General features: G+C 36.9%; 15 protein-coding genes. 6 read left to right on the top strand and 9 right to left on the bottom strand.

The window, feature by feature from the left end:
* Positions 1 to 64: 64 nt before the first annotated feature.
* Positions 65 to 1,540, bottom strand: a complete 1,476-nt coding sequence (gene proS, locus CRS_RS20845) for a proline--tRNA ligase (RefSeq protein ID WP_110009327.1) — start codon at positions 1,538 to 1,540, stop codon at positions 65 to 67.
* A gap of 144 nt (positions 1,541 to 1,684) precedes the next feature.
* Between proS and CRS_RS20840 the strand changes: the two genes are divergently transcribed.
* Entirely contained in the window at positions 1,685 to 2,806 is a 1,122-nt protein-coding gene (locus CRS_RS20840) for a prolyl-tRNA synthetase (protein ID WP_142725876.1), read from the top strand.
* 53 nt (positions 2,807 to 2,859) lie between these two features.
* Entirely contained in the window at positions 2,860 to 4,245 is a 1,386-nt protein-coding gene (locus CRS_RS20835) for an OmpP1/FadL family transporter (protein ID WP_228451315.1), read from the top strand.
* Positions 4,246 to 4,308: 63 nt separating this feature from the next.
* Here the strand turns inward: CRS_RS20835 and CRS_RS20830 are convergent, their stop codons facing one another.
* Both CRS_RS20830 and CRS_RS20825 read right to left on the bottom strand, forming a co-directional pair.
* Complete coding sequence (locus CRS_RS20830) at positions 4,309 to 5,040, bottom strand: ZIP family metal transporter (RefSeq protein ID WP_142725874.1); 732 nt, start codon at positions 5,038 to 5,040, stop codon at positions 4,309 to 4,311.
* Complete coding sequence (locus tag CRS_RS20825; protein ID WP_142725873.1) at positions 5,040 to 5,765, bottom strand: class I SAM-dependent methyltransferase; 726 nt, start codon at positions 5,763 to 5,765, stop codon at positions 5,040 to 5,042. Before CRS_RS20825 ends, CRS_RS20830 begins: the two co-directional genes overlap by 1 nt.
* Positions 5,766 to 5,902: 137 nt before the next feature.
* Between CRS_RS20825 and CRS_RS20820 the strand changes: the two genes are divergently transcribed.
* The gene (locus tag CRS_RS20820; RefSeq protein ID WP_142725872.1) at positions 5,903 to 7,072 is read left to right on the top strand and encodes a class I SAM-dependent RNA methyltransferase; all 1,170 of its coding nucleotides are present in this window, start codon (positions 5,903 to 5,905) and stop codon (positions 7,070 to 7,072) included.
* Positions 7,073 to 7,086: 14 nt separating this feature from the next.
* Entirely contained in the window at positions 7,087 to 7,512 is a 426-nt protein-coding gene (locus CRS_RS20815; RefSeq protein ID WP_142725871.1) for a branched-chain amino acid ABC transporter substrate-binding protein, read from the top strand.
* A 112-nt stretch (positions 7,513 to 7,624) separates the two neighbouring features.
* On the opposite strand, the gene CRS_RS20810 is transcribed toward CRS_RS20815, so the two are convergent.
* Positions 7,625 to 7,768: a hypothetical protein gene (locus tag CRS_RS20810; RefSeq protein ID WP_185150437.1), complete on the bottom strand. Its 144-nt coding sequence runs from the start codon at positions 7,766 to 7,768 to the stop codon at positions 7,625 to 7,627.
* 154 nt (positions 7,769 to 7,922) lie between these two features.
* Here CRS_RS20810 and CRS_RS20805 point away from each other — a divergent pair, with 154 nt between their 5' ends.
* Positions 7,923 to 8,927 carry a glycosyltransferase family 2 protein gene (locus tag CRS_RS20805; protein ID WP_142725870.1) on the top strand — a complete coding sequence of 335 codons (1,005 nt, stop codon included), beginning with the start codon at positions 7,923 to 7,925 and terminating at the stop codon, positions 8,925 to 8,927.
* Positions 8,928 to 9,117: 190 nt separating this feature from the next.
* Here CRS_RS20805 and CRS_RS20800 read toward each other — a convergent pair whose 3' ends face one another.
* Positions 9,118 to 10,347: an aminotransferase class I/II-fold pyridoxal phosphate-dependent enzyme gene (locus tag CRS_RS20800; protein ID WP_142725869.1), complete on the bottom strand. Its 1,230-nt coding sequence runs from the start codon at positions 10,345 to 10,347 to the stop codon at positions 9,118 to 9,120.
* 157 nt (positions 10,348 to 10,504) lie between these two features.
* Between CRS_RS20800 and CRS_RS20795 the strand changes: the two genes are divergently transcribed.
* On the top strand, positions 10,505 to 10,963 hold the full coding sequence (locus tag CRS_RS20795; protein ID WP_047432467.1) for an Lrp/AsnC family transcriptional regulator: 459 nt from the start codon (positions 10,505 to 10,507) through the stop codon (positions 10,961 to 10,963).
* Positions 10,964 to 10,992: 29 nt separating this feature from the next.
* Here CRS_RS20795 and CRS_RS20790 read toward each other — a convergent pair whose 3' ends face one another.
* The 4 genes from CRS_RS20790 to CRS_RS20775 all read right to left on the bottom strand — a co-directional run bounded on the left by CRS_RS20790 (position 10,993) and on the right by CRS_RS20775 (position 17,708).
* Positions 10,993 to 12,078, bottom strand: coding sequence for a serine hydrolase (locus CRS_RS20790; protein ID WP_142725868.1), 1,086 nt, complete (start codon positions 12,076 to 12,078; stop codon positions 10,993 to 10,995).
* Positions 12,079 to 12,288: 210 nt separating this feature from the next.
* The gene (locus CRS_RS20785; protein ID WP_142725867.1) at positions 12,289 to 13,320 is read right to left on the bottom strand and encodes a bestrophin family protein; all 1,032 of its coding nucleotides are present in this window, start codon (positions 13,318 to 13,320) and stop codon (positions 12,289 to 12,291) included.
* A gap of 116 nt (positions 13,321 to 13,436) precedes the next feature.
* On the bottom strand, positions 13,437 to 15,509 hold the full coding sequence (locus CRS_RS20780; protein ID WP_142725866.1) for a thiamine pyrophosphate-dependent enzyme: 2,073 nt from the start codon (positions 15,507 to 15,509) through the stop codon (positions 13,437 to 13,439).
* A 75-nt stretch (positions 15,510 to 15,584) separates the two neighbouring features.
* Positions 15,585 to 17,708, bottom strand: a complete 2,124-nt coding sequence (locus CRS_RS20775) for a S8 family peptidase (RefSeq protein WP_142725865.1) — start codon at positions 17,706 to 17,708, stop codon at positions 15,585 to 15,587.
* Positions 17,709 to 17,930: the final 222 nt, after the last annotated feature.

Here is a 17,930-nt window from a genome sequence, read left to right as displayed (position 1 = left end):
AATGTCACTTTTTTTTGAATATTTCTTTGAAAATTAATGCTTTTTTTTTAAATCATTAAAATTATTAATAAGCTTTTGCGAATAACACACGTCTCTTAGACGGTTTTCCGGAGATCAATGAAATTCCTTCTTCTACATCATCATCCAAAGGAATACATCTGATGGTTGCCTTTGTTTCATCTTTAATCTGTTCCTCTTCCTCAGCAGTACCATCCCAATGAGCATAGATGAAACCACCTTTCTCTTCAAGAACTTTTTTGAATTCTTCATAAGTATCCACTTTTGTGATATTATTTTTTCTGAATTCAAATGCTTTATTGTAAATATCCTGCTGAATGGTTTTCAATAGATCTTCAATATACGAATCCAATCCTTCAATAGAACGAACTTCTTTAGTCAGGTTATCCCTTCTTGCGATTTCCACAGATTTATTCTCCAGATCTCTTGGTCCCATGGCAATTCTTACAGGTACCCCTTTCAATTCATATTCTGCAAATTTCCATCCTGGTTTGTTTTGAGTGTCGTTATCAAATTTCACAGAAATTCCTTTTGCTCTCAGTTTAGCCTGAATATCCAAAGCGACTTCGCTGATCTGCTCCAGCTGCTCTTCCCCTTTGAAGATAGGTACAATCACTACCTGGATTGGGGCAAGAGTAGGAGGCAGTACCAATCCGAAATCATCAGAATGCGTCATAATCAAAGCTCCCATCAGTCGGGTTGATGTTCCCCATGAAGTAGCCCATGCATGCTCAATTTTGCCTTCTTTATTGGTGAATTTTACGTCAAATGCTTTTGCGAAATTCTGACCCAAGAAGTGTGAAGTTCCGGCCTGTAAAGCCTTTCCATCCTGCATTAAAGCTTCTATGCAATACGTTTCATCAGCTCCTGCAAATCTCTCAGAAGGAGTTTTTAATCCTTGAATAACTGGGATCGCCATAAAGTTTTCTGCAAAATCAGCATATACTTTATTCATTTTTTCTGCTTCTTCAACTGCTTCATCTTTTGTAGCGTGAGCAGTGTGCCCTTCCTGCCATAAGAACTCTGCTGTTCTTAAGAAAAGACGTGTTCTCATTTCCCAGCGAACCACATTAGCCCATTGGTTGATCAATATCGGTAAGTCTCTGTAAGACTGGATCCAGTTTTTATATGTATTCCAGATAATTGCTTCTGAAGTAGGACGAACGATAAGTTCCTCTTCCAGTTTTGCATCCGGATCTACAATCAGTTTGGATGGGTTGTCCGGATCGGTTTTTAACCTGTAGTGGGTAACAACAGCGCATTCTTTTGCAAAACCTTCTGCATTTTTTTCCTCTGCCTCAAACAAGCTCTTGGGCACAAAAAGCGGGAAGTATGCGTTAACGTGACCTGTTTCTTTGAATTTTTTATCCATTTCATCACGCATTTTTTCCCAGATTGCATAGCCGTACGGTTTGATCACCATACATCCGCGCACACCTGAATTTTCAGCTAAATCAGCTTTTACAACCAACTCATTATACCATTTGCTGTAATCTTCGCTTCTTGAGGTTAATTTTGCCATTATTTTTTTAAATTTTTTTAACTTTTGTACATTATTGTTATCTAAAAATAAAAATCTATTTTTGATAGATTTTTCTACCGGTGTTTTGGTACATTTTTGGTACAGATTGCAAATATAATTTAAATTAAAAATTTTTACGTTATCATGAAAAGAAATATACATAAAAATTTGCTTGATCTGCTAAGATCCAAAGGGATTCTGGCTGTGTCAGGCGGATTATTGCTTGTGTCTTGTGGTGCTCAGATGGGAGGGTATAGCGAGACAGACGGGGTGTATTACGACCCCAATAAGGATACGCTACCTGAAGGAGTTATCATCAATGATAGCGGAAACAGAGTAGGAGAATATTATGACTACTATCAGGATTCCAATGTTATTCAAAATGCAGAAGCGAATTCCAGAGAGCAACAGAACAGATATAATGACTGGAGTAATACAAATACCAACTGGAATTCCAATGCAACGGATTCTGATTGGGGAATCTATGCCGGATCCCAGACCAACTATTATGACAACTCATGGGGATGGGGATCTCCTTGGGGCTGGTATGGCGGTTATAGCCCATATTGGGGCTGGAACCGTGGCTGGGGCTGGGGTGCAAACCTATCCTGGGGTTGGGGCGGATCATTCGGATGGGGCTGGGGCGGCTCTTTCGGATGGGGAAGTCCATATTGGGGCTATTCTCCTTATTGGGGAGGCTATTATGATCCATTCTGGGGAGGTTATTATGGAAGTCCATACTGGGGCTACGGAGGTGGCTACTGGGGTGGAGGTTACTACAACAGACCTGTCTACAGAAGAAGTGGTGTGAGTGGCGGTGGATTCCAGAATACTGGTGTCGCCAACGCAGTATACAGAACGAATACCAATAATTCAGGTTTCAGAAACAGTAACGGAAATGGCGGTTTCAGGAATACCAATAACGGAGGCTTCAGAGATGCTAACTCAAATGGTGGTTTCAGAAATAGTAATGGAGGTTTCAGAGATGGGAATTCAGGTGGTTTCAGAAACAGCAACTCAGGTGGCTTCAGAAATTCACAATCCAATGGAGGATTCCGTAATTCGGCACCACAAACAAGACCTAACTATAATTATCAGCAATCACAGCCAAGATATAATAACAGCAATGGAGGCTTCAGATCTAATGATTCAGGAGGCTTCAGATCCAGCGGAGGCTTCAATGGCGGCGGAGGCGGCTTCAGAGGTGGTTCCGGCGGCGGAGGCGGAATGAGATCCGGCGGCGGAGGCAGAGGTGGCTTCAGATAATTTTCAAACTAATAAACTATTTAAAAATAATGTTAAAAAAATCTTTAGTAATAATGAGTATTTCTGCTGCATTTTATGCGCAGGCTCAGGATGTTTCTGTGATAAGAAATACCGTGGATGTTTACTCAAATACTCCTATGGTGGGATCGGCTAAGTTTAATGCAATGGCTGGAGCTAATGGTGCGCTTGGTGGGGATGCAAACTCATTGCTTACCAACCCGGCAGGTTTAGGGGTAGCTATTTCAGGAGAGGTTTCAGGAACTTTATCTATTTTAGGAAATAAAAACAGCAGTTCCTGGGCAGGATCTACAATAGATTATAGTAAAACAAAAGGTGATCTTGGTAATGCAGGAGGGATTATTGCATTTCCTCTGATGACAGAAACGGCATGGAAGTTTATTAATATTGGTATCAATTTTTCCAATCAGCAGCTGGATAATGTTATTCAGTCACCGGGTAATAATAATATCGTGTATGCTTTTGATAAAGATGATATCACTAAAGATGCTTCTTTGGCAGGGCATATGTATGAAAGATATGGTAACCTGTCTAAAATGAGCTTTGGGGTTGGGGCGAATTATAATCATAATTTATATTTAGGAGCAGGCTTCAATTTCTTTAATGCTTCTATTGATCAATATGATACTTTATTTTACCGTAACCTTACCAATAATTCTACAGAGGCATTCAGTAAGCAGGATACTCCTTATTCAGAACGATCTTCAGGTTTTTCTGCTTCATTAGGGGTAATTGGAAAGCTAAGTCCGAATTTCAGGGTGGGAGCGTCTCTTGAAACTCCTACATTCTGGTCAATAGACAGAAATTATTATTTCTATAACGATGCTACTTACGGGGATGATATAGGAGCTGAAAACAGAAAATTTACTTCACCGCTTAAAGCAACTGTGAGTGCGGCTTTTGTAGCAAGTAAAAATTTCTCATTGAACGTAGATTATACACTGGGACTTACAAAACCTGATTATAAAGTATATGGAGGTGCAGAAAGGGAATTGAATGATTTCTTTAAGGAGAACTACAAGAATCTTTCTGAAGTAAGAGTAGGAGCTGAGTACAGAGTACAGCAGTTCAGATTGAGAGGAGGATATTCTTATCAGTCCAGTCCTTTTGATGCGCTTACCATCAGCAGATTTAATGATGCGGGAGCCGTAGGAGATCAGTCTTACAGCAACCTGATGCTGAGTGACAGAAATACACTTTCATTGGGTATCGGATATGACTTCAAATCGTTCTATGTAGATGCATCTTATCAGAATATTTCATCAAAATATACCAATCCTTTTATGAGAGGCTATATGGGTGATAATTTTGATTCATCTTACTATTCTTCGAGTAAAATCTTTGAAAGTGATTCGTATGCAGTAAGTGATGTAAAAAGTAACAGAAATAATTTCTTCCTTACTGTAGGATGGAAGTTCTAAGCTTTGATAACTAAGAATATATGATAAAAAAAGTTCCGGATTCCGGAACTTTTTTATTTTTATTTAATGAGAATGAACGTCAGCAGGATGCTGGTGAAAAACATGCATCATCAATGCAAGTGAAACTCCTAAGACAACCAGCCCGATCTTTACCCAGTCTATATTATGATTTTTATTGCTTTCAAAAATAATAACAGATGAAATATGCAGGAAAATCCCACCTACGACAGCCAGGAAATAAGGCTGAAGATCCGGATTGAAATAATTTCCTAATAACATTCCCATGGGAGACGCCAGAGCAAATAAGGCTACAATAAGAATGGAAGGGTAAGATGAAGAAGCTTTTGATTCTCCTTTCCTGTTAAATAAAAATGCTCCTAAAATAAATGAAATCGGAAGATTGTGAAATACAATCCCCCAAAGATAAGGAGAAAGTTCATGTTCTTCATTGGCAAGAGGAATTCCTTCAATAAAGGCATGAATAAATAATCCCACCATTAAAGCAACAGGGAGGATATTATGCTCACTGTGATGATGGAAGTGTCCATGTTCAAAACCCTTGGTAAGAGCTTCCAGAATCATCTGGAGCAGAACTCCTGCGATCACAAATATCCCAAGGCTACTGCTTCCGGAAGAGGTATAAACCTGCGGAAAGACTTCATTGAGACAGATCGTAATTAAAAAACCAGCACTTAATATCAGAAGATTTTTGGCCAGTTTTTCTTTTTTACCAAAGTGCTTTCCCAGAAATACTCCTGTAATTACACTTAAAATCAGTAAAAGTACTGTTGTCATTATTTTTTCTTAAATAAATTGATGCAACGCGGGGAATTTTCTTTTTTAAATTCATTCAGCTGATAATCCCCCCAGATTTTTATTCTTTCAAAGCCGCATTCAGATGCATAGGCATGGATGGCTTCCAAGGTGTGAAGTTTTACTTTTTCAAAGAAATGAAAAGGCTTGCCATCTGCTTCAAAACGGATATCTTTGATGATATGTCTGCCTTCGATCTTTTTCAGGATCCTGAATTCGATATCACCACGGGTAATCGTAGTTTCAGGGACTAAGGTACTTCTTACAAACTCTTCATTCAAATAATCCAGTACAAAATATCCTCCGGGTTTCAATACATTGTAAACGGATTGAAACACTTTTTTATCATCGCTTTCATTATCAAAATACCCGAAACTTGTAAATAAATTGAATACTGCATCCATCGGATCTGCATCAATAGGGTTTCTCATATCATGAACTTCAAAAATCAAAGTTTGATTTTCATACTGTTTGTCAGATTCAATACTTTGTCTTGAAAGGTCAAGACCCAGAACGTCATACCCTAATTTATTAAGGAAAACAGAGTGTCTTCCCTTACCACAGGCAAGATCTATGATTTTCGACTGAGGCGGAAGCTGAAGGTCCGCAGTAAGCTTTGTGATGAAGTTTTCAGCTTCAGTATAGTCTCTGTTGCTATAAAGCAAATGATAATAAGGGGTATCAAACCAAGATTCAAACCATTCCATAATGCAAAAATAACTAAATTTGTGCGGTTAAAAGCAAAGTATTTTACAACATTAAAAGATTGAAAAATTCAATTGGACAAGAAGTTGGATGGCTAATCTTTTAATTTTTAAAGCTTTAAATCTTTTAATTCATACGTATGGATACAGAAAATATAAAAATACAGATAAAAACTTTCTTCGGACTGGAACAGATTCTGGCAGAAGAAATCAAAAAATTAGGGGGAAGAAATGTTGAAATCAAAAACAGAGCAGTAAATTGCGAAGGAGATCTTGGTTTTCTTTATAAAATCAATTACTCTGCAAGAACAGCATTGAAGATTCTGGTGCCCATCCATGAGTTTAAAGCCTTCAACCAGCATCAGTTTTATGACAGATTATTTAAATTCGACTGGGAAAATTTCATGGATGTTGATCAGTCGTTCTCTATCGATGCAACGGTAAATTCTGAAACCTTCAAACATTCTCAGTTTGTGACCTTAAAAATGAAGGATGCGATCGTGGATTATTTCCAGGAAAAATTCAAAAGGCGTCCTAATGTAGAAACGAGAAATCCGGATATCAAATTCCATCTTCATATTGACCGGGAACTGGTGATGATTTCTATGGACTCTTCAGGTGATCCCCTGTTTAAAAGAGGGTACAGAAGAGAGCAGGGAGAAGCGCCTATCAATGAGGTTTTGGCAAGCGGAATGCTTCAGCTGGCAGGCTGGGACGGAAAAGGTAATTTCCTTGATCCGATGTGCGGTTCAGGAACATTGTTGATTGAAGCAGCAATGATTGCGATGGACCTTCCAGCTCAGATTTTCAGAAAGAGATTCGGGTTCCAGAACTGGAATAACTATGATGCAGACTTGTTTGCAAAAATTAAAGAATTCAGAATTAACAGAATCAGACAGTTTGACGGGAAAATTGTTGGGTATGATATTGATGCCAGAATGCTGAATGCCGCAAGAATGAATGTGGAAGCTGCGGAAATGGAAGATGTTATTGAAATTAAAAAGCAGAATTTCTTTGATTCCAAAAAAGAGCTTTTTCCATTACTAATGGTATTCAATCCACCATATGATGAAAGAATTTCCATCAATGACGATGATTTTTATAAAAAAATAGGAGACACCTTTAAAACAAATTATCCGAATACATTGGCATGGCTTATCTCTTCAGATCTTGAAGCGGTGAAGAAAATCGGTTTACGTCCTTCGAGAAAGATCAAACTTTTCAACGGAAAGCTGGAAACGAGATTTTTACAATACGAAATGTACGAAGGGACGAAAAAAATACATAAATTAGAAGATAATAAGTCATAAACTCTGAGATTAAAATGTCCTGGAATTTTTTAGATGTATTGGATGTAGTTGTAGATGTGCTGGAATTATTCAGTTCCGGCTCTGGTTCAAGTTCTTCTGACAGAGAGAGTTTAAATTATGATGAAAGACTTCAAAAGAAAGAGTCAAAAAAATCCAGATATTTCACCGAGAAGGTAAGTGCAGTGGCGCTGGCATTGTCAGCATTTTGTTTTTTTATTGTTTTTAAAGATCCTTTACCATCATACAATTATGTACAAACTTTAGTTGTAACGTCTTTAATAGGAACCGGAATTTCGTTTTTAATATTTTTTGTTCTGTATGTGATGGAGCTTTATTATTTTAAAACACTGTTCAAGCTGCTTCTTTTCAGCTGTTCCGTTATTGCATTTTTTATATCTGCGGTCATGTATATTTATTTTAAGTCAGGTTTGTTCGTCTAGAAATTAAATATAAATTAGGCTGTACTCATGAGGCACAGCCTATTTTGTTTTATCGTACCAGTGAAAGCGCAAAACCCATATTGTTTTTTAAAAGTGTGTGAATGTTGTATTCCTAATGTCCGGTTTTTCTCTGTACATCAGCAGAATAGTAAAAATCTTTCAGCCGTTCTTTGGTAAGATACATTACTACAGCCTTATGCAGAAGTCTGTCCTTAGAATAATTGATGATCATAGCAAGATGACTCCGGCTGTTCATTTTGTTTAAAATGTCAAATAACCTTGCTCAGAATTTCACTGGTAAAATGCATACAGTGAGAAGGATAGAATGTAACTTCGTTAATTTCTCTGAATAAGCTGTTAAACTGTTTGTAGGTTGTCCTGCGAATAAGTAATTTTGAAAAATTTTCAATTTGAAGCCTACTATTTCCATTGTTGTTGCCATTTATAACCGAAAAGATGAACTTTTTGAGCTGTTGACTTCGCTTACCCTGCAGACGGATAAGGAGTTTGAGATTATTATTATAGATGATGGTTCTCTGATCGATCTGAAACCTACCATTAAAAATTTTGAACAAGGGTTAGATATTAAATATTTCAGAAAAAATAATTCAGGACCGGGACTTACGAGAAACTATGGCGCAGCAAGAGCAGCCAACGAATGGCTGGTATTTGTTGACAGTGATGTCATTGTTGAAAAAGATTATATTGAACATATTAAAAATGATATCCTGACTATTCCATGTGATGCGTTTGGAGGGGCAGATAAAGCACATAAAGGATTTAATCTGATGCAGAAAGCTATCTCCTATTCTATGACTTCAGTATTTACAACAGGAGGAATCAGAGGCAGCAAGAAAGCGGTTTCAAAATTTCAGCCCCGAAGCTTTAATATGGGAGTGAAAAAAGCGGTTTTTGAAAAGGTGGGCGGATTTTCCGAAATGAGAATAGGTGAGGACCCGGATCTTTCGATGACACTTTGGGAAAATGGCTTTACCACTGCTTTTTTTGATGATATTGCTGTATATCATAAGCGTAGGGTTGATTTTGGAAAATTCTCCAAACAGGTTTACCAGTTTGGCTGTGCAAGGCCAATTCTTAATCAGAGACACCCGAACTATGTGAAAATTTCCTTTGCGTTTCCTACTTTATTTTTGTTAGGATATGTGATGGGTTTTCTGGAGTATTTTATTATGCATAGAGGGATTATTCTGGCTTTCTACGGTTTGTATACTTTCTTGGTGTTGTTTCACGCTTTAATATTGACTAAAAATATAAGTATAGCCGGCATGGCGGTCATTTCCACTTATATTCAGATGTTTTCTTATGGATATGGATTCCTGAAATCCTGGATACTGCTGAATGTTTTCAGAATGAAGCCTGAGGATGCTTTTCCGCATCATTATTATAAGAAATAACATAATTGTCTGCAAAAAATATCAATAGGAATGGGCTTTAGCCCATTTATCAAATAAATAAAATCTTCCAACGGCTTTAGCCAAAACCTATAAGAGATTATACTTAACGTTTGTTATTCCAAATCTAACAGGTGGATTGATAAATAAGAAAAAAGGCTGTTTCAATTGAAACAGCCTTTTTACAATAAATTTAGGATATGGAAATGTTTTCATGGTGATTGAGAACTCCTACTTTCAGCATACACTCCTTCATCTTTTGGTAAGTTCTTTTGATATCGTGGTCGAGACCGATTGAGAACCTGATCAATCCATCAGAAATACCTATGGAAGCTCTTTCTTCTTCAGGTATTTCAGATGAGGTAGATTTTCCTGAGCATGAGAATAAGGTTTTATAGAACCCTAAGCTTACGGCAAGATAACCCAGATTTTCTGTCTGCATCAGTTCCATCAGTTCATTGGCTTTTTCTGTAGTTCCGGCATCCAGAGTCAATAAACCTCCGTATCCGTATTCTTCATGAATCATGCTTTTCATTAATTCATGGTTTTTATGGGATGGCAGTCCTGGATAAGATATCTTTAAACCGTCTTTTTCGAATCTTTCAGCAAGATACATAGCATTGTGGCTATGCTGTTTGATTCTGATGTGTAATGTTCTCAGGTTTTTTAAGATGCTTGAGGATCTTAAGCTGTCCATAGTTGGCCCAAGAAGCATACATGCTCCGGAATTCACATTTTTTGTATCATCAATAAATGCCTGACTGGCACAGTATACACCACCTACCGTATCACTGCTTCCGTTGATAAACTTCGTTAAACTGTGAATCACAATATCAGCTCCGAATAAAGTCGGAGAGATGGAAAGGGGAGAGAAGGTATTGTCTACAATCAGTTTCAGATTATATTTTTTACAGATTTCCGAAAGTTTCCTAAGATCTGCCACTTCAAGAAGCGGATTGCTCACACTTTCACAATAGATAACTTTCGTATTGGGCGTAATTGCTTTTTCTATAGATTCAAAATTATTGATATCAACAAAAGTCGTTGAAACATTGAACTGGGGAAAGAAGTTTTTAAGAAAGGCATAAGTACCTCCGTAGATGGTTCTGCTTGAAATAATATGGTCTCCACTTTTACATACCTGCATCAGCACTGAAGTAATAGCTCCCATTCCGGATGCGGTAACGTTGGCAGATTCTGTGTTTTCCATCTTGGCAAGAGCCTGAGCCAGGTAAAGGTTCATTGGTGATGAATGTCTGGAATACAGATAGCATCCTTCAGCATTCCCCTCGAAAGTATCAAACATGGTCTTTGCAGAAAGGAATGTATAGGTAGAGCTGTCAGAAATAGAAGGATTGACTCCTCCGAATTCTCCAAAATACTGAAGATCCTGTATTTCATTAGCTGCGTTAAAGTTTTCCATAAATACTGTTTTTATTTTATGGTTCCAATTTGCATTAATTTCTTAATTATTACAATATAAATTTGAATTTGTAGAATATAAAACTGTAAAATATTGTTTATTTAGAAAAAATATTTAGTATCTTCGGAATTATTAAATTTTTACCAAAAAAACATCTATGGAACTTGACGAAACTGACAAGAAACTCCTGTTTTTTCTGCAGGAAGACTGTAAACAAACTACCAAAGAACTGTCCGGTAAGCTTGGATTGTCTGTTACAGCAATTTATGAGCGTGTAAAAAAGCTTGAAAATGCAGGCGTTATTTCAAAATATGTGGCCTTGCTGGACAAAAGTAAAGTTAAGAAAAATTTTATTGTGCTGTGCCATGTAAAATTAAGTCAGCATAAAAAAGAATTTGTATTACAGTTCGAAAAAGAGGTAATGGACCTTCAGGAAGTTACAGAATGCTTTCACGTAAGCGGAGATTACGATTATATTCTTAAAATAGGAGTGAAAGATATTGAAGACTACCGCAGCTTTATGCTGACGAAACTTACAACGCTTCAACATATCGCAAGTACACACAGTTCATTTATGATTTCCGAGGTTAAAAATACTACGGCAATCGTATTATAGATTAGTTACCTGTATTATCTGCAATAGTTTTATAAATCAGCTTTCGTTATTTTATCAATGAAGTAATGAAGTCTTTTAATATCAGTTCTTCCTTTGTTTTGATCGTTCAAAAAGCAGGTGGTCACAATAACCATTTTTAAATCGGGAATGATGCAGATGAGCTGTCCGCCATAACCTGTTGCCACGAAAGCCTGATGTCCGTTGGTTTTTCTTCGCCACCAGTAATAACCGTATCCATTGGCATCCGGCATGACATCCCATGAATCCAATTTTACCTGTTCAGCTGTAGATTCCTGAATCCATTTCTGGGAAACAACCTGTCTGCCACCAAGTTTTCCGTTGTTCAGAATCATCAGGCCAAACTTCATCATATCTTCCGGTTTCATAAACATTTCCGAACCTCCGATATTCCTGTTCATGGAATCGGTATCCCATCGGGGAATATTGATCTTTAGTGGCCTGAAAAGATTTTCTGCAGCGAATTGTTTCAGGTTGGTTTTTACAATTTTTGCCAGAGCAACTCCAAAAAGATGGGTTTCGCCACTATTATAATTGAATACAGTTCCGGGATATTCTTCAAAAGGAAGATCCAGCACAAACTTTACAGGATCACCGGAAAAAGACATCGCTGTTGAGATTTTTGAGTTTTCAACCCAGTCAAAGCCTCCCTGCATCGTCATGAGATTTTTTAATGTTAATGTATTTCTTATTGAATCGTGAAGTACTTTTCCTTCAATATTGGAAATATTTTTAAAATTACTTCTTGAAATATTGTATTCAGGAAGGATTTTTAATACCGGAGTGTTGAGGTTGGGAAGCAGGTTTTTGTCTTTTGCAATTCCCGCAAGAATGGAGACAATACTTTTGGTAACAGATTTTATACTGAAAATGGTTTCTTTATGGGCTGTATGAAAATACTTCTCATAAACAACCTTATCATTTTGGGAAACAATGAAAGATCCAAGAGAAGGAATGCTGTCGTTGATTTCTTTGGTGAATTGGTCTGTGAATTCTTTTGGTAATTCTTTATTGAAGGCTGCCTGTGACTTCATGTCACAACAGAACAGGGTAAGACACAGCGTTGTCAAAATCTGCAGTACGTGCTTGGATCTCATTATTTACAAAAAAGAAGGAATACATTGTTAGTGGATGAAAAAGGAAAAGTTAAAATCTGTCTGAAACCGAACATAAGCTCAATTTTGGACAGATTTTAGCTGATGTTTTCAATTCCCTAAATTATGAAATAACAATGAAATTTGAAATATATTTTAACGTTTTTTTGTCGATTTTCGATTCTGTAATTTTTTCAAGAAAGAAAGGAAAAATTAAACTAAAACTCCGTTTTTGGAAGAAATAGGATCGGGAAGTTCTGTTTCGCCGCCCATCTGAAGAAGGTCTATCTCAATCGTTCTGCAGATGGAAAGCATAGGGACGTCAAACATTAGTCCTGCAAAAGGATTCTCAGAATAATCTCCTACCAGCTCCATAATGATATAAATCCATCCGATGATGATACAAAAAGGGATGGAGGTCCAAATTCCCCAATCACCCAATTTTGCAAACTCGTTCACTAATCCGAGTGGAAGAAGCATGATAAACAGGATATTAAAAACAAAAGCTGTACTGGCAAACTGTCTTGGAGAAGGAAATTTTTTGATTCTTTCTGCCTGTCCCTGGAAATTATAAAATTCATTCAAACTGTTTTGTAACTGAGTCTGGTTGAAATCTGTGATGGCATTCATGTTTTTCAGTTCATTGATATCTTTTGCCTGTTGGGCGATGAGATAGGTCGCAAAATTTTTATAATCATTTTTCAGATCATATTCTTCCTCCGAAAGATACTTATGCAGGAAAATAGGAGCTCTTCCATAATCGGGAAAGCCAGCTTTAATCAGTCTGTTTCGTCTCAGGTTGATATTCCCGAATTTATTGTTTTCTGTGCTGATATGCTCCCATTCCGTAGGAACCAGAAGCTGTTCACGGAAAGTATATAACCATGCAATATGGCGGTAAACAATTTTTCTTTTACGGTCTTCAAGATCAAAAACACCAATTTCTTCATTTTTGGTATCGAAAGCATACACCATAGAGGCAAAGGAACGGCTGGAATTCACAATTCCGCCCCAGATTTTTCTGGCTTCCCAAAGTCTGTCATAGGCCTGGTTGTTTTTGAAACCGACAAGAAATGCTTCAGCAGTACCAATCAGGGCTACAGGTACCCAGGGAATTGTCATCCATTCCCAGTTGAAGAAATAGAAAAGAACAGCGATTAAGGTACACCAGATCGAAATAAGAATAAGATGGAACCCTGATAAATTGAGAACCTGTTTATAATTGACGTATTTGGTTGTGATCATAAAGATGTATGAAATTATTGGTGTGCATATAAACAAAATGGATACCAAAATAAGGGATCTATTCTGTTTATTAAAATTAATAAAAAAACCTCTGATTTTTCAGAGGTTTCAATTATTTAATATTTCAGCATTTCTTCAATTTTGAGACTCAGCTTTTCGGCGTTCGGAAGCATTTCTTTTTCCAGTACAAGATTGATAGGTACCGCAGGAACATCCAGAGAACCCATTGTTTCTACAGGAGCATCAAGATACTTGAAGCAGTTTTTAGAAATACGGTGTGCAAATGCTTCTGCAAAAGAGTTGTTAAGTTGCTCTTCCGTGAGAACGATACATTTTCCGTGAGCTTTTACTCTTTCAAAAACAAGTTCTTCATCAAGAGGGATTAATGTTCTTAAGTCGATTACTTCCACTCTTCCGTTAAAATTCTTAGCAGCTTCTTTAGCCCAGTAAACTCCCATACCATAAGTTACTACTAATAAAGTTCTGCCTTTTTCAGTTTCATCTTTATCAGCTTCAATGATGATTTTACCTTTTCCGAACGGAAGAACATAGTCTTCAGCCGGTTCTATTGTTTTAGCATCTTCAGTTCCAGGAACTTTGCTCCAGTATAATCCTTTGTGCTCAAGCATTACTACAGGGTTGGGATCATAGTAAGCAGCTTTTAATAAACCTTTAAAATCAGCAGCATTACTTGGATAGGCTATTTTGATTCCTTTGATATTGGAAAGGATACTTTCAACACTTCCACTGTGGTAAGGTCCACCTCCTCCATAGGCTCCGATAGGAACACGGATGATATTGCTTACGGGAAATTTTCCGCCACTTAAATAGCTGGATTTTGAGATCTCGGTGATTAATTGGTTGATCCCCGGATAAATATAGTCTGCAAACTGAACCTCAACGATTGGTTTCAATCCAACAGCGCTCATACCAGCAGTAGATCCAATGATATAAGCTTCCTGGATGGCTGTATTGAATACTCGCTTGCTTCCAAATTTTTTACCTAATGTAACAGTTTCACGGAAAACTCCACCGATTCTTTCTCCTACATCCTGTCCGTAAAGAAGAGCTTCAGGGTGTTTCCACATCAGTTCCTGTATGGCGTGAATGGCAGCATCTACCATTACAATTTTTTCTCCGTTGGCAGGTTCACGAGTACCTGTTTCCTCTGTGATAGGAGTAGGAGTAAAAACATGCTGCATTACAGTTTCCGGCTTCGGGTCTTCAGCATTTTTAGCTCTTTCAAAAGCTTCTTCAGCTTCAAGACGTGCCTTTTTAGTGATTTGTTTTAAAAGATCTTCGTCAACCCCGGTTTCCAGTAAATGTTTTCTAAGGATTTCTCCCGGATCTTTGGCTCTGTGTTTTGTTAAATCTTCTTCGTCTCTATAGAATTCTCTTCTTACACCTGAAGTATGGTGTCCTATCAGTACTGTTTTTGCACAGACCACCAAAGGTTTTCTTTCTGTTCTTACAAAGTCGACAGCTTTTTTCATAGCTTCGAAACTTTCCACGAAATCAGTTCCGTCTACCCTCATTCTGCTTAGTCCTGTAAATCCTGCTACAAAATCATAGGCATCACAGGTTCTTGCTTCATCTTTCGTTACTGAAATTCCCCATTCGTTATCCTGAACCAGAAAAATAATGGGAAGCTGATGTAATGCTGCAAACTGTAAAGCTTCACTCACTTCACCTTCTGTAACAGAATTGTCTCCAAGGCTGCATATTACAACAGGATTATTCTCAAAATTCTGAAGATTGAAATCCTGGATATACTTAATTCCCTGTGCTACCCCTGTAGTAGGAATGGTCTGCATTCCGGTAGCGGAACTCTGATGAATGATCTTGGGTTTGTTTTCATCTCTGCTTGACGGATGAGAGTAATAAGATCTTCCTCCCGAAAAAGGATCATCAGCTTTAGCCAATAATTGAAGCATTAATTGGTAAGGTTCAAAACCAATTCCTAAAAGAATGCTTTCGTCTCTGTAATAAGGAGAAACCCAGTCTTCTTTTTTGAGCTGATAAGCGGTTGCAAGCTGGATGGCTTCATGCCCTCTTGAGGTGCTATGAACGTATTTACAGACATTTCTGTTTTCTTCGTAAATATCGGCCATTGCTTTGGCCAGCATCATATGATTATATGCTTTAAGTAATATATCCTGAGAAACTTTTTCGTGAAGTGCATTTTCCATAGGAAGCAAATATACATAAAAAAACAAAATACTAACAACTGTTAGTATTTTGTATAAAATCTTTGTAGATATAGGTTATTCCTTGATCACTTTTTTAGAAATAACATCTTTGCCTGTTTTTATTTCAATGATGTAAATTCCTTTTGTGTAAGCTGATAAATCTATAGGTTCTTTATCATTGTTAATGATTCCGCTTTGTAATTTTTTGCCGGTAAGATCATACACATTGAAAGTAGACTTTTTAGGCGCTTTCAATACATTGGTGATGTCTTTTACAACCGTTGGAGCTATTGATATTCCATCTGATGACAGTCCGGCTTCTTTAGTGCCCAGTAATTCTGTAAATCCGGTTACAATAACAGAATAGTTTTGAGGAGAGGTAACACTTGGGGAAGCATTATTTTTTAATGTTCCTTTATGGGAAATTTCAATTTTATAGACAGCTCCCGGTGTAGGATTATCAACAATTACCTGTTCTACATTATCTACAGTATTGTCTCCTTTTGTGGCGGGTAGCATAGGGTTATTTGCATCCAGCTTCCATGGGAGATAAACTGTATTGTTTGCTGTATTAGTAATCTTTACATCTAAATCATTGATTAATCTTGAAATTCTGTTATTATATAGATTATCCCATTGGTTGGTAATATTTGTATATTCCGGATCAATCCAAGAAATAGTCACTTTTAAAGGTTCTGATCCTGATGCTTTAACTGTTTTAGTATTGATGGCACCATTATTTAATGTTTCATTATTGAATATTACTGTATTGTTAGATTTTCCTACAAGAAGCTCAGCTCCTTTTTTTGCATTGATGTATCCCCATCCATACCATGGATCTGGTCCTATTTCTCCAGCTTCAAGAGCTGAATGTACCATAAGGGTTTTTGAAGCAGCAGCATTGAGTTCTGCATTGTTGAATAAAGATTTGTAGATCTGCATCCAAAGTCCAATAATTCCGGCTACCTGAGGAGCAGCCATTGAAGTTCCACTGTTAATCTGCCATGTGATACTTCCCGTTGTGTTTTCTGCAGTTGATGCCATCCATACATTAGTTCCCGGAGCAGAAATGTCTGGTTTAATGCCTCCGTCATCTCTTGGTCCTGCACTACTGTAGTCTGATTTTAGAACATCAGTTGCATTTGTATATCTTTGATTATTTGTTGTAATTGGATCTGTTGCTCCAACTACAATAATATTTTTTGCTAATGAACCGTAACCAATACAGTCGAAACCTTGTGCGCAGTTAGCAGGTGGCTCAGTGCCTAATGTATAGGTTGAATATCCTGATCCGTTATAATAATATGCTGTTGTTGTACTGCCTGCGTACCCAGGCCCAAATCCGAAATAGTTTCCGGCAGATTTTACAATGGTATAAGTGGGATTATTATATACAATAGCATCGTAAGATTGATCATTTGTGTAATAAGTTCCCATCATGTCGTAATTAGTCCCGGAAATATAATTTCCTCCCCAATACCATCCGTTAGCAGGATATCCATTAGCTGTAGTTTTATAATCCCAGGCAGCATTTATACCATAAGAGTGATTTGAAATTTTGGGTTGAGCAAGTAATATTTTATTAAATACAGTGCTTGTGGTTGAGTTACCAGGAAGTGTTGTTGTTGCAAATCTATAAGAATCCATAGTTGAATTCAAAGCTATACCCATTGCATTTCCAGTTATTGTTACTCCATTACTTGTAGATGATAGTGGAGATGATTTAGCACCAATAATACTTGCGACACCTGTTGAGTGAGCGCTGTAAGCATTGGTAGCCGCTTCTTTGTTAGAAATTCTACCAGTTGCATTATTGAAAGCGGTATGATTTTCATAAATTCTGCCTCCGTCAAAAATAGTATAAACAATTCCTTCTCCTTTAAACGATCCTGAAAGTCCATTTACACCTCCTGCCGTTGTTAAAGCGTCTACGTTATTATTTAAAATTTGACTTTGGTCTTCTGTCTGGTAAAAGTTTGGGACATTTCCACTAAATCCAGCTAAATTTTCTCTCATTTCCTGAATCATTTTTTGTGTTTCAGGACTTTTATCATTACCAAATCTTTTAGAAACATAAGAGTCGAACTTTTCATTGTTCTCTTTGTTTTGTCTTTCAAATTCTCTCTTTAAAGCATCATTGTTTTGAGCACTTACTAACACTATAGCTAATGTGCTAATAAGAAGTAAATGTTTCTTCATTTTAGTTGTTGAAATATTAAAATTATAATTCTTCAAATATAGGGTAAATAGTTAATAATTAGTTTGTTTTTATAGATAATTCTAATTTTTTAATTGTATTTTAATATTTTATTTTATGATAGTTTGAAGTTGTTTGATTTTTTTATAAAATATTATTGTTGTATTGTTTTGAATTTTTGTTTTGGCGAGTTGATGGAAATTATATTTGGAAAAAATGGAGTA

The sequence above is a fragment of the Chryseobacterium sp. ON_d1 genome, from assembly GCF_006829085.1.
Classification (GTDB): domain Bacteria; phylum Bacteroidota; class Bacteroidia; order Flavobacteriales; family Weeksellaceae; genus Chryseobacterium.
Note: the sequence above shows the minus strand (reverse complement) of the source record. Positions and strands in the feature narration are given on the sequence as shown.